17 protein-coding genes are annotated in these 17,384 nt (G+C 69.1%); 9 read left to right on the top strand and 8 right to left on the bottom strand.

Annotation, left to right across the window (positions count from 1 at the left end):
• Window positions 1–5: 5 nt before the first annotated feature.
• Complete coding sequence (locus H6844_15450; protein ID MCB9930797.1) at window positions 6–866, top strand: carboxylating nicotinate-nucleotide diphosphorylase; 861 nt, start codon at window positions 6–8, stop codon at window positions 864–866.
• 536 nt (window positions 867–1,402) lie between these two features.
• On the opposite strand, the gene H6844_15445 is transcribed toward H6844_15450, so the two are convergent.
• A complete protein-coding gene (locus H6844_15445) occupies window positions 1,403–2,137 on the bottom strand; it encodes a DUF1028 domain-containing protein (protein ID MCB9930796.1) in 735 nt (244 codons plus the stop codon).
• A gap of 5 nt (window positions 2,138–2,142) precedes the next feature.
• On the bottom strand, window positions 2,143–2,967 hold the full coding sequence (locus H6844_15440; protein MCB9930795.1) for a TauD/TfdA family dioxygenase: 825 nt from the start codon (window positions 2,965–2,967) through the stop codon (window positions 2,143–2,145).
• A 153-nt stretch (window positions 2,968–3,120) separates the two neighbouring features.
• Between H6844_15440 and H6844_15435 the strand changes: the two genes are divergently transcribed.
• From H6844_15435 to H6844_15415, 5 genes are all read left to right on the top strand, one after another.
• Entirely contained in the window at window positions 3,121–4,284 is a 1,164-nt protein-coding gene (locus tag H6844_15435; protein MCB9930794.1) for a CoA transferase, read from the top strand.
• Between the two features lie 81 nt (window positions 4,285–4,365).
• The gene (locus tag H6844_15430) at window positions 4,366–4,935 is read left to right on the top strand and encodes a permease (GenBank protein ID MCB9930793.1); all 570 of its coding nucleotides are present in this window, start codon (window positions 4,366–4,368) and stop codon (window positions 4,933–4,935) included.
• A gap of 13 nt (window positions 4,936–4,948) precedes the next feature.
• On the top strand, window positions 4,949–5,437 hold the full coding sequence (locus tag H6844_15425) for a hypothetical protein (GenBank protein MCB9930792.1): 489 nt from the start codon (window positions 4,949–4,951) through the stop codon (window positions 5,435–5,437).
• A 51-nt stretch (window positions 5,438–5,488) separates the two neighbouring features.
• Complete coding sequence (locus H6844_15420; GenBank protein MCB9930791.1) at window positions 5,489–6,427, top strand: AEC family transporter; 939 nt, start codon at window positions 5,489–5,491, stop codon at window positions 6,425–6,427.
• Between the two features lie 38 nt (window positions 6,428–6,465).
• Complete coding sequence (locus H6844_15415) at window positions 6,466–7,281, top strand: enoyl-CoA hydratase/isomerase family protein (protein MCB9930790.1); 816 nt, start codon at window positions 6,466–6,468, stop codon at window positions 7,279–7,281.
• Between the two features lie 340 nt (window positions 7,282–7,621).
• Here H6844_15415 and H6844_15410 read toward each other — a convergent pair whose 3' ends face one another.
• Window positions 7,622–8,491, bottom strand: a complete 870-nt coding sequence (locus H6844_15410) for an MBL fold metallo-hydrolase (protein ID MCB9930789.1) — start codon at window positions 8,489–8,491, stop codon at window positions 7,622–7,624.
• Between the two features lie 189 nt (window positions 8,492–8,680).
• Between H6844_15410 and upp the strand changes: the two genes are divergently transcribed.
• On the top strand, window positions 8,681–9,319 hold the full coding sequence (upp, locus tag H6844_15405) for a uracil phosphoribosyltransferase (GenBank protein MCB9930788.1): 639 nt from the start codon (window positions 8,681–8,683) through the stop codon (window positions 9,317–9,319).
• 120 nt (window positions 9,320–9,439) lie between these two features.
• Window positions 9,440–10,297 (top strand): glutathione-dependent disulfide-bond oxidoreductase, encoded by an 858-nt coding sequence (gene yghU, locus H6844_15400; GenBank protein MCB9930787.1) that lies wholly within the window; start codon window positions 9,440–9,442, stop codon window positions 10,295–10,297.
• Window positions 10,298–10,508: 211 nt separating this feature from the next.
• Here the strand turns inward: yghU and H6844_15395 are convergent, their stop codons facing one another.
• Entirely contained in the window at window positions 10,509–12,287 is a 1,779-nt protein-coding gene (locus tag H6844_15395) for an SLC13 family permease (GenBank protein ID MCB9930786.1), read from the bottom strand.
• Between the two features lie 118 nt (window positions 12,288–12,405).
• Window positions 12,406–13,800: a threonine synthase gene (locus H6844_15390; GenBank protein MCB9930785.1), complete on the bottom strand. Its 1,395-nt coding sequence runs from the start codon at window positions 13,798–13,800 to the stop codon at window positions 12,406–12,408.
• A 459-nt stretch (window positions 13,801–14,259) separates the two neighbouring features.
• Here H6844_15390 and H6844_15385 point away from each other — a divergent pair, with 459 nt between their 5' ends.
• Window positions 14,260–14,493: a hypothetical protein gene (locus H6844_15385; GenBank protein MCB9930784.1), complete on the top strand. Its 234-nt coding sequence runs from the start codon at window positions 14,260–14,262 to the stop codon at window positions 14,491–14,493.
• 25 nt (window positions 14,494–14,518) lie between these two features.
• Here H6844_15385 and H6844_15380 read toward each other — a convergent pair whose 3' ends face one another.
• From H6844_15380 to H6844_15370, 3 genes are all read right to left on the bottom strand, one after another.
• On the bottom strand, window positions 14,519–15,022 hold the full coding sequence (locus H6844_15380; GenBank protein ID MCB9930783.1) for a hypothetical protein: 504 nt from the start codon (window positions 15,020–15,022) through the stop codon (window positions 14,519–14,521).
• Window positions 15,023–15,152: 130 nt separating this feature from the next.
• The gene (locus tag H6844_15375) at window positions 15,153–16,643 is read right to left on the bottom strand and encodes a carboxypeptidase M32 (protein ID MCB9930782.1); all 1,491 of its coding nucleotides are present in this window, start codon (window positions 16,641–16,643) and stop codon (window positions 15,153–15,155) included.
• Window positions 16,640–17,293, bottom strand: coding sequence for an SURF1 family protein (locus tag H6844_15370; protein ID MCB9930781.1), 654 nt, complete (start codon window positions 17,291–17,293; stop codon window positions 16,640–16,642). The genes H6844_15375 and H6844_15370 overlap by 4 nt, the downstream gene beginning before the upstream one ends.
• Window positions 17,294–17,384: the final 91 nt, after the last annotated feature.

Below are 17,384 nucleotides of genomic sequence, written 5' to 3'. Positions count from 1 at the left end.
CCGTCATGGCAAGCCCGACCTCCGCCCTGCCGGACGTGATGATCGAGCCGGTGGTGCGCGCGGCGCTGCTGGAAGACCTGGGCCGCGCCGGCGACATCACCACCGATGCGCTGGTGCCGGACGGCCAGATGGCGGAGGCGGTGATTGCCTCGCGCAAGCCCGGTGTCGTCTCCGGCGTCACCGTGGCGGCGCTGGCCTTCCGCCTGCTGGCGCCGGATATGAAGTGCGAGATCGTGCGGCCGGACGGCAGCCCGGTCGCGCCCGGCGACGTCGTCATGCGCATTGCCGGCTCCGGCCGGGCCATGCTCTCGGCGGAGCGGGTGGCGCTGAACTTTCTCTGCCACCTCTCCGGCATCGCCAGTGCTACGGCGGAACTGGTGGAGGCAGCGAAGGGCACCAGGGCCCGCATCACCTGCACCCGCAAGACCACGCCCGGCCTGCGGTTTCTGGAAAAGGCGGCGGTGCGCGCCGGCGGCGGCGCCAATCACCGCTTCGGCCTGGATGACGCCGTGCTGATCAAGGACAACCACGTGGCGCTGGCTGGCGGCGTCGCCGTCGCGGTGCAGCGGGCGCGCGAGCGCATCGGCCATCTGGTCAAGATCGAGATCGAGGTGGATACGCTCGACCAGTTGCGGGACGCCATGACCGCGGCGCCGGACGCGGTGTTGCTGGACAACATGCCACCCGATGTGCTGCGCGAGGCGGTGGGCATTATCGACGGCCGCGCCGTCGCCGAGGCCTCCGGCGGCATCACGCTGGAGAGTGTGCCGGCGATTGCCGCCAGCGGCGTCGATCTGATCTCCGCCGGCTGGCTCACCCACAGCGCCAAAAGCCTGGACCTGGGGCTGGATATCGACATGCGGTAGGACGGGTGCAGGGGAGGTTGGGTGCCTCTTGCCTGTTGGACCTTGACCGCATCGCAGCCCTGGCTTCTTTTGGAGCGCTTTCGGCACGGGTTGACCCACTCTCCTACCCCATCTCCCGCGCAAGCGGGAGCCCATGCCTGAGAGCTTCTCACAGGACAGGGACTCTGTGTTGGTCTCTCAGGCATGGGTCCCCGCTTTCGCGGGGACAGGGAAGATGGGGTGGTGAGCCAGCGGGAAAAGAACCCGCTCTTGCTTCCCCGGCCTTGAGCCGGGCCCCCCTTCCGAGGCTGTCTCCCACAAAGCGAACCCGTTGTCGAATCTCAGGCATGGGCCCCGTGTCAGGCACGGGGCGGTGGAGAGAGTGGCCTCAGAAGTCGATGCTGTCCCCGGCCGCTCTTGCTTCCCCGGCCTTGAGCCGGGGCCTCCTTCCGAGCCTGTCTCCCCCAATGCGAACCCGTTGCCGAGTCTCAGGCATGGACCCCGTGTCAGGCACGGGGCGGTGGCCGTAGAGCGGCCCCAATGGCGGTAGGCCGGCCTCAGAAGTCGATGCCGTGGGCCTTGGCCCAGTCGCGCACCCGGCCGATGGTCGGGTTGTCCGGGCGCTCGCGGTAGTAGGGGATCAGCGGGTAAAGCTTGTCGAACAGGCGGCGCAGTTCCGCTGTCGGGTTCGGGTTCTCGTCGACGCGCAGGTTGACGATGGCGAAGCCCGCCGTCTCGTACACCAAGAGCGCGGCGGAGCGCTGGCCGTCCGGCTGGCCGCCGGCGGCGGCGCCGGCCTCGGCCGCGCGCATCAGGCGAGTCTCCAGATCCTCCGCCTCGCTGACGGCAAGCGCGTCGGCCATGGCGGCGACCACGTCTTCGGCGGTCAGGGCGTTGCCCATGGCGATCCAGCCGGGGCCGGCGCGGTGGCCGGCCCAGGCCGAGTTGTGCTCGCCGGTGCGCACGGCGGTGTGGCCCCAGCGGTCGACAAGGCCGAGCTGGCGGTAGCCGATATAGGGGTCACTCGCTTCCAGCTCCGCCAGCACCCGCGCCGCCGGATAGCCGAGGTCCAGCAGGCGGCAGGCGAGCGGGCCGAGGCGCGGGTCGGTGTTCGCCTGGGTCGCCACGGCGCCGATATTCGGCACGATGAACGGCACGCGCCCGCCCACCCCCATCTCGCCGGTCGCCACGCCAATGCCGAGCCGGCCGGTGCGCGGGCAGCGGCCGATGGCGGTGAAGGTGTGGTGATAGGGGCCGCGCTCGAAGCGGAAGTCTGCCGGGATGATCGCCATGGGGCTCAGTACGGCTTGTCGCCGGCGACGGTGACGCGATTGCCGCTGCGCACCTGCGGGAAGTAATCCCACATCGCCAGATGCTGCACCGCCCGGTTGTCCCAGAAGGCCACGGAATCCTTCTCCCACGAGAAGCGGCAGACGAACTGCTCTTTCCGGTTATGGGCATAGAGGAATTCGAGGATGGCTTTGCTCTCGTCCTCGGGGATGCCGACAATGTCCTGGGTGAATACCGGGTTGACGAAAATGCCCTTGCGGCCCGTCACCGGATGGGTGCGGATCACCGGGTGGTCGGCGGACGGGTATTGCTTGGTATCGACCCGCCCGTCGACCCGGGCGCGGCGGTGATAGTTCGGCGTGCCATCATGGCGGGCGGTGAGACCGCCGAGAAAGGCCTTCATCGGCTCGCTCAGCGCCTCGTAGGCGGCGGCGGAACTGGCGAACAGCGTGTCACCGCCGGTGGGCGGCACCGTGTGCAGGTGCAGGATCGAGCCCATGGGCGGCTCCGGATCGCAACTCACGTCCGAATGCCAGCGATGACCCGCGACCTGCTTGGAGTTCTCGTCGGCGTGGATGCGCAGGATTTCCGGGTGGCCCTCCGGCCCCGGTGCCGAGGGATGGATGTGCAAAGGACCGAAGCGGCGGCCGAAATCCTTGTGTTGCTCCAGGGTCATGTCCTGGTCGCGGAAGAACACGACCTGGTGTTGCATCAGCGCGTCGTGGATCTCCTGAAACTGCTGGTTGCCGAGCGGCTCGGACAGTTTCACGCCGTGGATTTCCGCGCCGATGGTCGGGGTGACCGGGCGGACTTCGATGGTTTCGTACGACATGGGCGGGTCCTCGTGCGGTGGGGCGCGGCTGCGCGTTGCCCGAAACTACATCACCGTCGCGCGGGGAAAGCCAGCCCCCTTTCGGGGATGGCGCGGTTGGCGGCCGGTGCGTATTCTCGTCGGCAATACCGAGATTCTCCGGAAGGAAGCCCCATGACCACCGTTCGTTTGCCCTTGGAGGGTATCAAAGTCGTCGAGATCGGCCAGGCTCTGGCCGGCCCGCTTTCGGGCGTGATCCTGGCCGATCTGGGCGCCGACGTGGTGAAGATCGAGAAGCCGAATGGCGGCGACGACGCCCGGCTCTGGGGCGTGATGGCGACGGAGGATGCCTCGCTGATGTTCAACGCCACCAACCGCTCGAAAAAGTCGGTGGTGCTGGACCTGAAGGCGAAGGACGATCTGGACAAGCTCTATGCCCTGATCCGTGCGGCCGATATCTGCATCCAGAATCTGCGCCCCGGCGTGGCCGATGCCGGGGGCTTTGGCGGCCAGGACCTGCTGGCGGTCAATCCGCGCCTGATCTATTGCCAGATTTCCGCCTTCGGCGACGCGGGGCCGCTGAAGCACCATCCGGGCATGGACCCGCTGGCCCAGGCCTATGGCGGGGTGATGACGCTCACCGGCCGGGCCGAGGACCCGCCGACCTTCTGCGCCCCGGCGATCAACGACACCGCCACCGGCATGTGGGCCGTCATCGGCGCGCTGGCGGCGCTGGAGGAGCGACGCCACACCGGCAAGGGCAAGGTCATTGGCTGCTCGCTGTTCGAAAGTGCGGTGCACTGGGTCAACAACCCGCTGAACGCCTACAACTACACCGGCGAGACGCCGGTGCGCACCGGTGCGGCCTCACCGAATCTGGTGCCCTACCAGACGTTCGAGACCGCGGACCGGCCGATCTGCCTCGCCGCCGGCAACAACCGGTTGTTCCTGAAATTCGCCGCCGCAGTGGGCAAGCCGGAATGGTGCGAGGACGCCCGCTTCAACCAGCCGGCGGCGCGGAGCGACAACCGGGACGTGCTGATCCCCCTCATCGCCGAGGTGCTGCGGACCGACACCTGTGCCGCCTGGATTGCGAAGCTGGAGGCCGTGGGCGTGCCGTGCTCGCCGGTGAACGACCTGCCGGCGCTGTCGCGCTCGGAGCAATTGGCGGCGGTGGGCATGGTGCTGCCGGTGCCGGGCCGCGATTTCCGCCTGAACGGGCTGCCGATCACCCTGGATGGCGAGCGGCCGCCGATCCGCTTTGCCTCGCCGAAGCTGGGCGAGCATACGGACGAGGTGCTGGGCGCCCTCGCTGCCGGCAGCAAGGCGGCGGAATAGGGCAGGGCCGCGGGTGACCGCCTGCCGGGCGCGGTGTGTTGCCCGCTATCGCCGCGGCGGAAGGGGAAGTAACAAGGGCCGATGACCGCTTCCGATCTGCCTCCCGCCAAGCCGCCCGCCAAACCGAACCGGCGCGGGCCTGCGATTTTCGCGCTGTCGCTGATGACCGTCAGCGGCGGCCTTTGCTGGTATTTGTACGGGTTCGACACGGTTCTGCGCATCCTGACCGAGGACTGGGGTTTGATGGTCACGGCGGTGCCGCGCATGGCGCTGGGCGTGTTCATCTACGGCTTCCTGACCGTGCTGGTGCCGCGCGACTGGGTGGCGAAGCATATGGGCCGCGATGCCGGCCTGAAGGGCATCGCCATCGGCCTGGTCGCCGGCGCGTTGGCGCCGGGCGGGCCGTGGGTGATCTATCCCATCGCGGCCATGCTGATCCGCTTCGGCGCCGAGGTGGGGGCCGTCGTCACCTTCATAATGTCGTGGAGCGTGCTGGGCATGAACCGCTTCCTGGTCTGGGAGGTGTCGTTCCTGGGCGAGCATCTGGCCTCCATGCGCCTGCTGGCGGCGCTGCCGCTGCCCATCGTGGCGGGGCTGCTGGTGCGCTGGCTCTGGCCCGAGCGCGTCTGGCCGCGCATCGACCGGACGTGAGGCGGGGCGAGGCATGAGCGTTTCCACTCTCATTCTGGTGGCGGCCGCCATCGGGCTCGCCCTGGCGGTGTGGCTGCACCCGGACCGCAAGCTGTCGGAGGCGCTGGGCATTTCCAAGCGCCAGGCGATTTTTCTGATCCCGGTCATCATCCCGGCCATCGTCTCCGCCGGCTTCGTCGCGCAATTGCTGCCGAGCGAGGAGATCGGCCACTGGGTCGGCGCCGACTCCGGCTTCGGCGGCGCGATGATCGCGGCGGCCTTCGGCGCGTTGATGCCGACCGGGCCGATGCTGATCCTGCCGGTGGTGGCGGCCCTGCTGAGCGCCAATGCCGGCGAGGCGCAGATGCTGGCGCTGCTCAACGCCTGGATGATGATGAACGCGCAGCGCCTGCTGCTCTACGACATTCCGCTGGCGGGCTGGTCGCTGACCGTGCGCCGCTATTCGCTGGGCGTGGTGCTGACGCCGGTCGCCGCCCTGCTGGGCCTCGCCATCGCCGGCTAGGGCTGTGCCGCATCATTCCTCCCCCGGTGCCAGAGCAGAGGCAACCGCCGCATGACGGTTCTGATCAACGTCGTTTTCCCGGTCTTCGCCATCATTGCCGCCGGCTATCTGGCCGGGCGGTTTCGCGTGCTGGGGCCGGAGTCGGCGGTGGCACTGAACCGGTTCGTCTATTATTTCGCCCTGCCGCCGGTGCTGTTCGCCTTTCCGGCGCGCCAGCCGATTGCCGACGTGCTCAACGGTCCGTTCATCGCGGCCTTCCTGGCCGGCGCGGCGCTGACCCTGGCGCTGGCGTTCGCCGCGAACCGGCTCTGGCTGCGGCATCGGCCGGACATGTTCGCGCTCTACAGCCTGAACGCGATCTATCCGAACACGTCCTATATGGGCATCCCGTTGTTCCTGACCGCCTTCGGCAAGGACGGCGCCATGCCGGCCATTGTCGCGACCTTGCTGGGCATTGCGCTGATGGTCGGCGCCACCATCGCGACACTGGAGGCGAGCCGGGCCAGCGGCTCGTCGGCGCTGCGCGTGGTGCGGCAGGTGACCGGCGTTCTGGTGCGAAACCCGCTGCTGATCGCGATTGCGGCGGGCATGGCGGCGTCGGTGTTGCAACTGCCGATCCCGACACCCATCGGCAATTTCCTCGACCTGATGGCGTCGGCGGCGGGGCCGGCGGCGCTGTTCGCGCTGGGCCTGTCGCTGACCGGGTTCTCGCTGCTGAGCGGGCTGGGCGAGGTCGGCTGGGTGACGCTGCTGAAGCTGGGCGTGCAGCCGCTCTGCACCTGGGTGATGGTGCGCTATGTGTTCGACGTCGCCCCCGGCTGGGCCGAAGGCGCGGTTATCCTGGCGGGCCTGCCGGTGGGGGCGGTGGCGTTCGTGATCGCGCAGCAATACGATTGCTACACGCGGCGCACCTCGTCGCTGATCATCGTCACCACCGGGCTTTCGGTGCTGACCACATCGGCGCTGTTGATCCTGCTGGGGGTGGGCTAAGACCGGGGACCAATCCCGAAACCCTGTGAGGAACGCCCATGACCTACGAACACATTCTGGTCGAGCGCGACGGCCCCGTCGCCACCATCGCCTTCAACCGGCCGCGCGTGTTGAACGCCTTCCACAACGAACTGATGCACGAGACCCTGGCGGCGGTGCGCGACCTGAACGCCGACGCTGCCGTCGAGGTCATCATCGTGCGCGGCGAGGGGCGGGCCTTCTCGGCCGGCTTCGACCTGAAGGCGGCGGCGTCGCGCAAGATGGACGCGGTCGAGGACTGGGAGGCGCAGATGGGCCTGCAGTTCGACTTCATCATGCAGTTCTGGCATTCCGCCAAGCCGACGATTGCGGCGGTGCACGGGTTTTGCCTGGCCGGCGCGTTCGAGCTGGCGCTCGCCTGCGACGTGACCGTGGCCGCCGAGGGCACCCGGTTCGGCGAGCCGGAGGTGCGCTTCGGCACCGGCGTCATCGCCATGCTGCTGCCCTGGGTGGCCGGGCCGAAAGCGGCGAAGGAGTTGCTGCTGACCGGCAACGACAAGGTCAGCGCGGCGGATGCGCTGCGCCTGGGCATCGTCAATCACGTCGTGCCGGAGGGCGAGGTGGTGGCGAAGGCGCAGGGCCTGGCCGCCGAAATGGCCCGCGCCTCCACCCGCTCGGTGCGGCTGACCAAGCAGGCGATCAACCGTTCCTACGAGGCGATGGGCCTGTCGTCGGCCCTGCGCACGAGCCTCGACATCGACGTGCTGTTGAACTCCGGCAGCAGCCCGGAGAAGCGGGAATTCGCCCGTATCCGCGACGCGGAGGGCCTGAAGGCCGCCATCGCCTGGCGCGACGCCCGCTTCCGGGCCGGCTGAGGCACTTTCCCGGCCGAGCCGGAGGCGAGGGCCGGGATCTGCCGGCGGGTGCGAACACCGGCGGGGGCGGTGTCCGAAGGATGACACCGGCCCCGGACGGCGGCTCCGCCCCCTCCGGGGAACAGGGGCGCGGCGGGGAGAAATGGGCCCGGAGCCCAAAACGTCTGTGTTTCCCGGCCGAGCCGGAGGCGAGGGCCGGGATCGGCCGGCGGGCTCGAACACCGGCCGCGATGGTGTTCGAAGGAGGACACCGGCCCCGGACGGCGGCTCCGCCACCTCCGGGGTTCAGGGCAATCCGCCACTGCCGGGGACCAGGGCGGTCGGGATTCGGACGAGGGCGTCAGAACACCCAGGCTTCCGGGATCAGGCGGTAGCCGTCGGCCTCGCGGCTCATGTAGGAGAAGCCGGGGAAATGCAGGTGCATGCCGGCGACCAGCAGCCGGTCGCTTGCGGCCATGTCGAAGGCGCGCTTGCGGGCGGCGATGGCCGCCTGCGGGTCGGTGTCGAAGGCCATGGTGACCTCCGGCCGGCGCACCTGGATATCCGGCACGTGGCAGATGTCGCCCCAGATCAGCAGCGCCTCGCCATTCGATTCGACCAGATAGCCGGTATGGCCCGGCGTGTGGCCGTTCAGGGGCACGGCGGTCACGTTCGGGAAGGGCGAGCCGGCCGCGTTCTTGCGCTGGTCCCGGTAGGGCGCGATCTGGGCGCGGGCGGTGTCGAAATAGCGGGTCTGCTGGCTTTCGGGCGCGCGCGAGCGGGCGCCGTCGTCGTGCCAGTGCTTCACGTCCGCCTCGCCCACCACGATCTCGGCATTCGGGAAGAGCTTGGTGCCGTCGGCGGCGGTCAGGCCGTTGGAGTGGTCCGGGTGCATGTGGGTCAGCAGCACCGTGTCGACCTCGGCCGTCGTCACGCCGCACTCGCCGATCAGGTCGAACAAATGCCCCAGCGTCGGCCCCATCGTGTCGCCGGAGCCGGTGTCGACGATGGCGGTGCGGCCGCCGGACTGGATCAGGTAGGTGTTGACGTTGATGCGCGGCGGCGACGGCCGGAAGCTCTGGCGCAGGATGGCGTCGGCGTCGGCCTCGCTGATGCTTTGCAGGGCGGCGAACGGGGCGTCGATATAGCCGTCGGAAATGGCGGTGACGACGACATCGCCGATGCGGCGGCGATAGAGCCCCGCAACCTGGGTGGACTGGGGAGCGGTCATGGCGGGCGATCCTCCGATGGTGGCGTTGGCGGTGATGCGTTGGCCGAGCAGGGGAACACGGTTTTCGCTGCCGCTGCAACCCGGCCCGGCGCGATGTGGCAGCCGGCTCCGGTAGGACTGGCGCGGCGGAGGCGGTAGGCTGGGCCGCCGCCGCCCCCCGCCGTTACCCACCGACAAGGACCCGCCGCCATGCCCGATGCCGCCCCGCTCACCGTGATCGACCATCCCCTGGTGCAGCACAAGCTCAGCCTGATGCGCGACCGCGCCACCGGCACGGCGGAATTCCGGCGGCTCTGCCAGGAAATCGGCATGCTCATGGCCTATGAGGTGCTGCGCGACCTGGAGATGACGACGGTGCCGATCGAAACGCCGGTGGCCGCCATGCAGGCGCCGATGCTGGCGGGCAAGAAGCTGGTGCTGGCGCCGATCCTGCGGGCGGGCCTGGGCTTCTGCGACGGGATTCTGAGCCTGGTGCCCGCCGCGCGGGTGGCGCATATCGGCCTCTATCGCGACCCGCAAAGCCTGGAGGCGGTGGAGTATTACTGCAAGACGCCGGACGATCTGGCCGAGCGGCTGGTGGTGGCGATCGACCCGATGCTGGCGACCGGCAATTCGGCGGCGGCGGCGGTTGGGCGGCTGAAGGAACGGGGCGCACGCGACCTGCGGCTGCTCTGCCTGGTGGCGGCGCCGGAAGGCGTGGCGCGGTTCCGGGCGGCGCATCCCGACGTGCCGGTGTTCACCGCCGCCATCGACGAGCGGCTGAACGACCACGGCTATATCGTGCCCGGCCTGGGCGACGCCGGCGACCGGATGTTCGGAACGCGATGACGGACCATGCGCATCGTTGCAGACGGTGCAAGGGTCCCGTGTGGCGGCAATCGCCCTGTGCAAATGCCGCGCTTTGCGCTTACATCTGCCGCGACAGTTAGATCCGAGGAGAGGTTCCCCATGAGCTACACCCCGCCCAAAGTCTGGAAATGGGAGCAGCCGTCCGGCGGCCGCTTTGCCAGCATCAACCGCCCCACCGCCGGCGCCCAGACCGAGAAGGAATTGCCGGTCGGCACGCACCCGTTCCAGCTCTACTCGCTGGCGACGCCGAATGGTGTCAAGGTCACCATCATGTTCGAGGAACTGCTGGCGGCGGGCCATAGCGGCGCCGAATACGACGCCTGGCCCATCGTCATCGGCGATGGCGACCAGTTCGGCAGCGGCTTCGTCGCGATCAACCCGAACTCGAAAATCCCGGCATTGCTGGACCGCAGCGGCGCCAAGCCGGTGCGCGTGTTCGAGAGCGGCGCGATCCTGCTGCATCTGGCCGAGAAATTCGGCGCCTTCCTGCCGACGGACCCGACGGTGCGGCCGGAGGCGCTCTCCTGGCTGTTCTGGCAGATGGGCAGCGCGCCCTATCTGGGCGGCGGCTTCGGCCACTTCTACGCCTATGCGCCGGAGCCGATGGAGTATCCGATCAACCGGTTCACCATGGAGGTGAAGCGCCAGCTCGACGTGCTGGACCAGCGCCTGGCGGACAACCGGTTCCTGGCCGGCGAGGATTACTCCATCGCCGATATGGCGGTCTGGCCCTGGTATGGCGCGCTGGTGAAGAATCAGGTCTATGGCGCGGCCGAGTTCCTGGAAGCGCACACTTACAAGAACGTCAACCGCTGGCAGGAGGAGATCGCCGCGCGCCCGGCGGTGATCCGCGGCCGCAAGGTCAACCGCCTGCACGGCCCGCCGGAGGACCAGTTGCACGAGCGTCACGATGCCAGCGACTTCGACACCAAAACCCAGGACAAGGTGCAGGGCTGAGGCGGCCGCCAACGGCTCTCGGGGGGCACCGGCGGTCTCGACACGAGCGCCGGTGTTCGCCGAGAGCGGCCGATCCCGGATCGGCGCCCCGCGCCGTCCGGGAAACCCTCCGCGATGGGCGAGGTCGGCACCTTCACGCTAAGCCTCCGGTGTTCCCCGGGCGGGGCGTAGCCACGACCCGGGGCCGGTGTCGGCGGGAGTCGCCGAGCGCCTACAGCGGCCAGAACAGCAGCAGCAGCGGCACGCCGGCGGCGACGATCAACAGTTCCAGCGGCAGGCCCATGCGCCAGTAGTCGCCGAAGCGATAGCCGCCGGGCCCGAGGATCAGCAGGTTGTTCTTGTGGCCGATGGGCGTGAGGAAGGCGCAGGAGGAAGCGACGGCCACCGCCATCAGGAACGGGTCGGGGTTCGCGTCCAGCCGGCTTGCCACCTCCACCGCCACCGGTGCTGCGATCACCGCGGTGGCGGTGTTGTTCATCACGTCCGAGAGCGTCATCGTCACTGCCATCAGCAGGGTCAGCACCACCCAGCCGGGCTGGCCGGTGGTCAGCGAGACGATGCCGTCGGCGATCAGCGCGGTGCCGCCGCTTTCCTCCAGCGCGACGCCAATGGGGATCATGGAGGCGAGCAGGACGATCACCGGCCATTCGACCGAGGTGTAGACCCTGGCCGGCGGCACGATGCCGAAGGCGATATAGGCGACGACCACTGCGGCCAGCGCCACCGGCAGATAGACCAGGCCCAGGCTGGCGGCGAGGATGGCGGCGGCGAACAGCGCCACGGCGAGCCCGGCCTTTTCGCGCCGCACCACCTGCAGGCCGCGCTCGGCCAGTTGCAGCGCGCCGAGCCGCGTAATGGCGTCCGGCAGGGTCTTGGTCGGGCCCAGCAGCAACAGCACGTCGCCGCCCTGCAACCGCACCTGGCGCACCCGTTCGCGCACGCGCTGGCCCTGGCGGGAGAGGCCCAGCAGGCGGATGCCGGTCAGCGCACCCAGATTCAGCGAGGCCGCATTCTGGCCGATCACCGGCGCATCCTGCGGCAACACCACTTCCGCCAGTTGTTGTGCGCCCTCGTCCAGCAGGTCCTTCTCGGCCCAGTCTTCCGGATAGACCAGGCCCAGCTTGCCGGCGATGGTGTCCAACTCCTCCGGGCCGGCCTGGATCGTCAGGTGGTCGCCGGCCTCCAGCCGGGTGTAGTTGGCGAAGATCGGCACGCGGCTGCCGCCACGGATCAGGCCCAGCACCTGACCGTCGGCCTCTTCCACCACGTCGCGCACCTCCGCCCAGGTGAGGCCGATGCTGTCCGCTTCCTCCGGCACCTGCAATTCGGCGACATAGTCGCGGACCTGGAGCAGCGAGGTGGTGTCGCCGTTGGTGCCGGCGCTCTTCGGGATCAGTCGCCAGCCGATCAGGGCGACGTAGACGACGCCGATCACCGCCAGCGACAGGCCGACCGGAGTGAAGGCGAACATGCCGAAGCTCTCGCCGAGCGCCTCGCCGCGATAGGCGGCGACGACGATGTTCGGCGGCGTGCCGATCAGCGTGACCATGCCGCCCAGGATCGAGGCGAACGACAGCGGCATCAGCGACAGCGCCGGGCTGCGCTTCGCCGCCTTGGCCGCCTGCAAATCCACCGGCATCAGCAGGGCGAGGGCGGCGACATTGTTCATCACCGCCGACAGCACCGCCGACAACGCCGCCATGATGCCGATATGCGCGAACAGCGCCCGGCCGCTGCGGACGGTCCAGTGCGCCAGCAATTCGACGGCGCCGGAGGTGGAGAGGCCGGCGCTGACGATCAGCACCAGGCCGATAATCACGGTGGCGGGATGGCCGAAGCCGGTGAAGGCATCCTCCACCGGCACCACGCCCAGCAGCAGGCACGCGACGAGTGCGCCGAACGCGACCACGTCGTACCGCCACCGTCCCCAGATCAACAAGCCGAAGACGATGCCGAGAATCGCGAACAGGATCGCCTGGTCAGCGGTCATGCGCCCAGTTCCTCCGGCGGCCGGAATGCGCCGCGGGCGTTACCCTAAAACGGGTTGGCGCCGAAAGAAAAGGCAACGCTTGCAGGGGGAACGCTGCTGGCGTGGTCGGTAACGGGGTTCAGCCGCGGCGGCGTTCGCGCACCAGGGTCTGCAACGCGCCCAGGTCGTTGGGCAGGTCCGTGAGCCGCTCCGGCCGCTCGAACAGGTCGGCGAGGCGGTCGGGCAGGGGCGGGCGCTGGCCGGTGGCCCGCTCCACCGCGTCCGGGAATTTGGCCGGGTGGGCGGTGGCGCCGACCACGAGCGGGCGCGGTCGCTCGGGGGCGCAGGCCTCGGCCGCGAGCACGCCGACGGCGGAGTGCGGGTCGAGCGTGTAGCCCGCCTGCTGGCGCCAGCGGGCGATGCCGGCCAGCGTCGCCGCGTCATCGAAGCTGGCGGCGCTGAACGTGGCCTTGGCGGCGGCGTGGCGGTTCTCGCCCAGCGCCAGGCGGCCATTGGCGCGCAGTTCTGCCAGTGCCTCCGCCGTGGCGCGGCCGTCGCGGTCGTAGAGGTCGAACAACAGGCGCTCCACGTTCGACGAAACCTGGATGTCCATGGACGGCGACAGGCTGGGCTCGACCGCGCGCAGGCTCATGTCGTCGGCCTGGAAGAAGCGGGTCAGAATGTCGTTCCGGTTCGAGCCGACGATCAGGCGTTCGATGGGGAAGCCCATCTGTTTCACGCCATAGGCGGCGAAAATGTTGCCGAAATTGCCGGTGGGCACGGCGACGTCGATGCTCCGGTCCGGCGCGCCCAGTTGCAGGGCGGCGAAGGCGTAATAGACCGTCTGGGCCATGACGCGGGCCCAGTTGATCGAGTTGACGGCCGACAGGTTGACCTCGTCGCGGAAGCCCGTGTCGGCGAACAGCGCTTTCACCAGGTCCTGGCAGTCGTCGAACGTGCCGTCGACGGCGATGCAATGGACATTGCCGCTGGCAACCGTCGTCATCTGGCGCTGCTGTACCGGCGAGACGCGGCCCTGGGGGAACAGGATGAAAATGTCGATGGCGTCGCGGTCGCGGCAGGCCTCGATGGCGGCGGAGCCGGTGTCGCCGGAGGTGGCGCCGACAATGGTGATGCGCCGGCCGCGCTCGGCCAGGATGTGGTCGAACAGGCGGCCCAGCAGTTGCAGCGCCACATCCTTGAACGCCAGGGTGGGCCCGTGAAACAGCTCTTGCAGCCAGAGATTGGCGTCGAGCTGGTGCAGCGGTGCGACGGCCGGGTGCTCGAACGTGGCGTAGGCCTCGTGGACCATGCGCGCGAAGGCGGCATCCGAAATCTCGCCGCCCAGGAAGGGGCGCATCAGTTCGACGGCCAGGTCGGGATAGGAGAGATTGCGCCAGACGCGCTGGGTCTCGGCCGAAACCCGGGGCCAGGACTCCGGCACATAGAGGCCGCCGTCGCTGGCGAGGCCGGCGAGGGTGACATCGGCAAAGCCCAGGCTCGGCGCCTGGCCGCGGGTCGAGATATAGCGCATGGGCATCAACGCATTTCCGGTTGCGGGCCGGGCGATGGCGGCCCTGGTGTTGGCGCGGTGGTCGTCGGATGCCGGCGGCAGGGTTGCGCGCGCGGCGACGGGAAACGATCCGGCACCGTTTGGCGTGTGGATATGCCGTGCGGCGGCGTCGCTGTCGAGCGTGCCGCGGGGTCGCGGGGACGTCGGGACTTCCGCCGGCAGTGCCTTTGCAAGGGCGATTGCGTTATCATGGTAGCGAATATAAGGTCGGGCCCGAAAGGGTGCCGCAGCCGAACGCCTATGGGTCTGAAAGGAGAGTGTCTGTGTTCAAAATGTCCGGCCGGATCAGAGGGGTGTTATCGGTATTGTTCATCGGAATGGCTCTGTCATCGTGCCGAACCACCTACGTTCACGACTGGGGCCGGTTCGACGAGGGCGCCGGTTGGGATGGTTGGTACGGGGACGACCATTACTACTATTATGGTGATCACCACGGTTATTACCATCATGACCACCATCGGTATCACCATGGCGACCATCATGGTTATTACAATCACCATGGAGGGTTTGACCACCATGAGGGGGGCCACCATGGCGGTCACTATGGAGGCCATCATGGCGGCTTTGGGGGCGGTCACCATGGCGGGCATCACCGGGCCCGGTAACGAACAATGCTCCCCGGCGCGCAGGGCGGGAGCGGTCGGCCAAGCTTGAGGGTCAAGCCTGGCCCGGGCCGCTGTCAGCGGGACTCCCGATAGCGACGGCGGTCGTCATCGTCGTCCTGGTTATCCCGCCGGCGCTGGTCGCGACGGCCGTCATAGTCCCGCTGGCGGTTTCGGTCCTGATTTTGGTCGCGGAACTCTTGCTGCCGGTTGTAGCGCTGGTCGGGGTCGTCCTCGTCGATCGGCCGGCGCTGGACGCGATTGCGGTCGGTGCGATCATAGCGGTCGCGGGATCGGCGTCGCTCTTCCTCCTCGCGCCGTTGCCGGTCGCGTTGCGACTGTGTGTACCGGTCGCGATCGGCCTGCCGCCGCCGCTCCAATTCCCGCCTTTGCTGCTCGCGGCGCTCGGAATCCCGGCGGGCCTCGTCGCGCAGGCGCAATTCCCTGCGGTAGCGGTCGCGCGTGTTCTCGTGCGGCAAGGGGCGGGTGTAGATCCAGACATAGTTCGGCGGCGGATAGTCCCGATAGTCGTGGACCGGATAGCGGTTGTATCTGCGATCCGGGACACAGCCGGCTAGCAAGAAGCCAGAGCCGAGCACGCCCCAAAGAACGCCACGTCTGTTTAAGGTTACAGGCATACAATACGCTCCCAAACGCTGGTGCAATCCGTCCCGCTCAACTGCATATATGTTGGATTTTTCTGTAGCGGGATCAAGCGCCGTCCAGGTAGCGCGTCCGGATATGCCGTTTGAAGGCGTCGACCGAGAGCGGGCTGCCGGTGGCCGTGGCAAGCAGTTCGTCCGGCTCGTAGAGGCAGCCGACCGCATGCACATGGGCACGCATCCAGGCGACGACCGGCCCGGCATCGCCCTTGGCGAGGGCGTCGTGCAGGCCGGGTTCGGCCTTTTCCGCTGCCTGGAACAGTTGCGCGGCCGCCATGGCGCCCAGGCTGTAGGTGGGGAAATAGCCGAACGCGCCGTCGTACCAGTGCATGTCCTGCAGGCAGCCGAGCGAAAGGTTCGGCGGCGTGACGCCCAGCAGGCGCTGCATCTCCGCATTCCAGGCCTCCGGCACGTCCGCCGGGTCCAGCGAGCCGTCGACCAGGTGCTGCTCCAGGCGGAAGCGCAGGATGATATGCAGCGGGTAGGTGACCGCGTCGGCATCGACCCGGATGAAGCCCGGCTCCACCCGCGTCGCCCAGCGGTAGAGGTTGTCGGCATCCCAGAGCGGGCCGTCGCCGCTGAACACCTCGCGCGCCATCGGTGCCCAGACGCCGGTAAAGGCGCGGGAGCGACCGACCTGCATTTCCAGGCAGAGCGACTGGCTTTCGTGCAGGGTCATGCCGCGGTGCGAGGCGACCGGCTGCCAGCCCCAGTCGCGGTTCTTGCCGCGGGTGTAGAGCGCGTGCCCGGTCTCATGCAGCACCGCCATCAGGCCGGAGGTGAAGTCGGCCTCGTCCCAGCGGGCGGTGACGCGGGCGTCGTCGCGGGAGCCGGTCGAGAACGGGTGGATGGTATCGTCGAGGCGGCCATGCCGGAAATCATAGCCGACCGCGGCCATCAGGCGGCGGCCGAGTTCGCGTTGCTTCTCCGCCGGGAACGGGCCGGGCGGCAAGCGCGGCGCGGGTTCGCGGGCCTGGCGCTCCAGCACCCTGGGCAGGGCATCGCGGAGGAAGGGCTCCAGGTCGTCGAACAGGCTTTGCACCTGGGCGGAGCGACGGCCGGGGTCGTAGGGGTCCATGAGCGCGTCATAGGGCGAAACGCCCAGCGCCTCCGCCTTGGCGGCGGCCTTCTCGCGCATGGTCGCGACGACCGGGCGCCAGAGCGGCAGCAGGGCCGCGAAGTCGCCGCTGCGGCGCGCCTCGCGCCAGGCGATCTCGCAGCGGGCGGCGGCGGTCTCGCCGGCCTCGACCAGGGCGGAGGGCACCGCGGCGGCGTGGGCGTGGCGGCGGCGCATCTCGCGCACATTCGCGGCCTGCCAGGGCTCCAGCGCGCCTTCGTCGACAGCCGCCAGGGCGTCGGCCACCCGTGGCGCGGCCTCGATCTCGTGGGCGAGGGCGGCCAGCGTGGCCAGTTCCTCGCCCCGGTCGGCGGCACCGCCCGGCGGCATCATCACCCGCTGGTCCCAGCCGAGCTTGCGCGCGGCGGTGTTCAGCTTGGCGGTGCGGGCAAAGGCGTGGGTGAGAGTGTCGTAGGGGGTCATGCGCGGCCCGGCCTCCGCCGATGGAACAGGATGAAGATGATGACGAACACGCCGGCCAGCGAGAACCAGGTGATGGCGTATTGCAGATGGTCGTTCGGCAAATGCGGTTGCCAGTCCCGGGGCTTCAGATAAAGCGGCAGCACGTCGGCCGGAGGAAGGCCCGCGGCGGTGGCCATGGCGGCAGGATCGACCGCATACCAGGCATTGCCGGCGGGGTCGTTGGCGGGCGTGAACCAGCCCGGCTTTTCCGGCTCGCGCAGAATGCCCTCCACGGCCAGGACCAGGGGCAGGGGCGGGGCCGGGGCGTCGAACGGCACCCAGCCATGCTCGACCGCGACCAGCTTGCCGTCCGGTCGGCGGAGCAGCAGCATCAGCAGGTCGCCGACCTGGCTGTTGCGGCTGTGGCCGGGGAAGCGGAACCACTGGCCGCCGACCACCGCCCCCTCCACCGTCACATGCCGGAACTGCCAGTCGGGGCCGGGCGCGGTCGGCATGGCCGTCGGCAATTGCGTCATGCGCTCGGCGATGGCGGCCAGCAGGCTGTTCTTCCACTCGCGCCGTTCCAACTGCCAGACGCCGAGGCTCACCATGGCGGCGATGGCGATCAGGCTGAAGACTATGGTGAGAACGGAAGGGCGGCGAAATCGCATGATATGAATTCCCCGGCCGGAGCGGAGTTGCGAGCCGGGGCCGGTGCTAACGGGGCCGGTGTGCTAACGGGACTGGCGGCGAGCGGCCCCG

The sequence above is a fragment of the Alphaproteobacteria bacterium genome (assembly GCA_020638555.1).
GTDB lineage: Bacteria > Pseudomonadota > Alphaproteobacteria > Bin95 > Bin95 > JACKII01.
Note: the sequence above shows the minus strand (reverse complement) of the source record. Positions and strands in the feature narration are given on the sequence as shown.

Excerpts from the sequence above, each read along its gene's own strand:
- yghU (MCB9930787.1), top strand. The coding sequence starts at position 9,440 with ATGAGCTACACCCCGCCCAAAGTCTGGAAATGGGAGCAGCCGTCCGGC.
- H6844_15440 (MCB9930795.1), bottom strand. The coding sequence starts at position 2,967 with ATGTCGTACGAAACCATCGAAGTCCGCCCGGTCACCCCGACCATCGGC.
- H6844_15445 (MCB9930796.1), bottom strand. The coding sequence starts at position 2,137 with ATGGCGATCATCCCGGCAGACTTCCGCTTCGAGCGCGGCCCCTATCAC.
- H6844_15430 (MCB9930793.1), top strand. The coding sequence starts at position 4,366 with ATGACCGCTTCCGATCTGCCTCCCGCCAAGCCGCCCGCCAAACCGAAC.
- H6844_15410 (MCB9930789.1), bottom strand. The coding sequence starts at position 8,491 with ATGACCGCTCCCCAGTCCACCCAGGTTGCGGGGCTCTATCGCCGCCGC.
- H6844_15375 (MCB9930782.1), bottom strand. The coding sequence starts at position 16,643 with ATGACCCCCTACGACACTCTCACCCACGCCTTTGCCCGCACCGCCAAG.
- upp (MCB9930788.1), top strand. The coding sequence starts at position 8,681 with ATGCCCGATGCCGCCCCGCTCACCGTGATCGACCATCCCCTGGTGCAG.
- H6844_15385 (MCB9930784.1), top strand. The coding sequence starts at position 14,260 with ATGGTGATCACCACGGTTATTACCATCATGACCACCATCGGTATCACC.
- H6844_15390 (MCB9930785.1), bottom strand. The coding sequence starts at position 13,800 with ATGCGCTATATCTCGACCCGCGGCCAGGCGCCGAGCCTGGGCTTTGCC.
- H6844_15370 (MCB9930781.1), bottom strand. The coding sequence starts at position 17,293 with ATGCGATTTCGCCGCCCTTCCGTTCTCACCATAGTCTTCAGCCTGATC.
- H6844_15425 (MCB9930792.1), top strand. The coding sequence starts at position 4,949 with ATGAGCGTTTCCACTCTCATTCTGGTGGCGGCCGCCATCGGGCTCGCC.
- H6844_15420 (MCB9930791.1), top strand. The coding sequence starts at position 5,489 with ATGACGGTTCTGATCAACGTCGTTTTCCCGGTCTTCGCCATCATTGCC.
- H6844_15450 (MCB9930797.1), top strand. The coding sequence starts at position 6 with ATGGCAAGCCCGACCTCCGCCCTGCCGGACGTGATGATCGAGCCGGTG.
- H6844_15435 (MCB9930794.1), top strand. The coding sequence starts at position 3,121 with ATGACCACCGTTCGTTTGCCCTTGGAGGGTATCAAAGTCGTCGAGATC.
- H6844_15395 (MCB9930786.1), bottom strand. The coding sequence starts at position 12,287 with ATGACCGCTGACCAGGCGATCCTGTTCGCGATTCTCGGCATCGTCTTC.
- H6844_15415 (MCB9930790.1), top strand. The coding sequence starts at position 6,466 with ATGACCTACGAACACATTCTGGTCGAGCGCGACGGCCCCGTCGCCACC.